General features: G+C 38.3%; 1 protein-coding gene and 2 pseudogenes. All 3 read left to right on the plus strand.

Annotated features, from left to right (window positions below; all coding sequences use genetic code 11):
* Positions 1-237 precede the first annotated feature (237 nt).
* Positions 238-750 carry a dihydrofolate reductase gene (locus IE199_RS21810; protein WP_086371372.1) on the plus strand — a complete coding sequence of 171 codons (513 nt, stop codon included), beginning with the start codon at positions 238-240 and terminating at the stop codon, positions 748-750.
* An 82-nt stretch (positions 751-832) separates the two neighbouring features.
* Positions 833-1,120 (plus strand): annotated as a pseudogene (locus IE199_RS21815) (DNA topoisomerase III); the annotation flags it as partial.
* A gap of 97 nt (positions 1,121-1,217) precedes the next feature.
* Positions 1,218-1,307: pseudogene (locus IE199_RS21820) on the plus strand (transposase); the annotation flags it as partial.

Below are 1,307 nucleotides of genomic sequence, written 5' to 3' on the forward strand. Positions count from 1 at the left end.
GTAAATTTTCAGCGTTGCTGGCTCCCCGTCAGCCGGATTGGGTTGCATCGCAGGGGTGTCGAAAGAGTCAACTGCGGTCCAAAGCTGTTGGACTTGGGTGAAAAGGGCGTTTATTCTTCCTATACGTATGATTCAAACTGCAGATGAGTTACATTTGAAAGAAAAGGTGAAAAAACCAATTGAGAAATTATTGCATGTGCTTAATGCCTCAAATAAAAAATTAATTATTCAATACCGATCATTATGAAACTATCATTAATTGTTGCCATGGATAAAAATTTTGGCATTGGTAAAGACAACGATTTGTTATGGAAATTGCCGGCTGATATGAAATTCTTTAAAGAAACTTCAACAGGTCATGTAGTAATAACCGGACGTAAAAATTATGAATCTATTCCTGAGAAATTTAGACCCTTGCCAAATCGTGAAAATGCCGTTTTAACTCACCAAATCGGCTATCAAGCACCAGGAGCTCATGTCTTTTTTTCACTTACTGAATGTTTAGAGTTCTATAAAAATGAAACCGAAAGAACTGTTTTCATCATTGGTGGGGGACAAATTTATGCAGAAGTTATGCAGCGAAACATCCTTCAAGAAATGTATATCACACAAGTAGATGGAGTGTTTGACGCAGATACTTTTTTTCCTAAATTTTCTGAATCTGAGTGGAATAGTGAAACTGTACTGAAACAGGGTATTGATGAAAAACACGCTTTTGCTTTTGAAATAAAAAAATATACACGTAAATAACTCTAAAACTTACTGTTTTTGTTGAAATGTTTTGTATGTAACGGTTTCAAAACTTCAACGACCTTACTAACTTTGCCTCCTTATGATTTTATGTATAGCTGAAAAACCTTCTGTGGCAAAAGATATTGCCGAAGTAATTGGTGCAAAACAACGCAACAACGGCTTTTATGAAGGAAATGGCTATTGGGTAACCTGGACTTTTGGCCATCTGTGTACATTGAATGAACCCCATGATTACAAAGAAAATTGGAAATACTGGAAATTGGAAGATCTGCCAATTGTACCTAAAAAATTTGGCATTAAACTAATTGATAACGATGGAGTAAAAAGGCAATTTGCTGTTATTGAAAAATTGGTAGCATCTTGTTCTGAAGTCATCAATTGCGGGGATGCCGGGCAGGAAGGGGAGTTGATACAAAGATGGGTATTGGCACCTGGTCAAGAAAGCGGGCCATACCCACCAAGTGGCCAAGACGGGCGCGGTCACCCTGATCCAGCGTTTTGGATCGGCGCTCAATCTGAATGTTCACTTCCACATGCTGTTTCTCGACGGTGTG

The sequence above is a fragment of the Thalassotalea marina genome (assembly GCF_014656435.1).
In the GTDB taxonomy this organism is placed as follows: domain Bacteria; phylum Pseudomonadota; class Gammaproteobacteria; order Enterobacterales; family Alteromonadaceae; genus Thalassotalea_C; species Thalassotalea_C marina.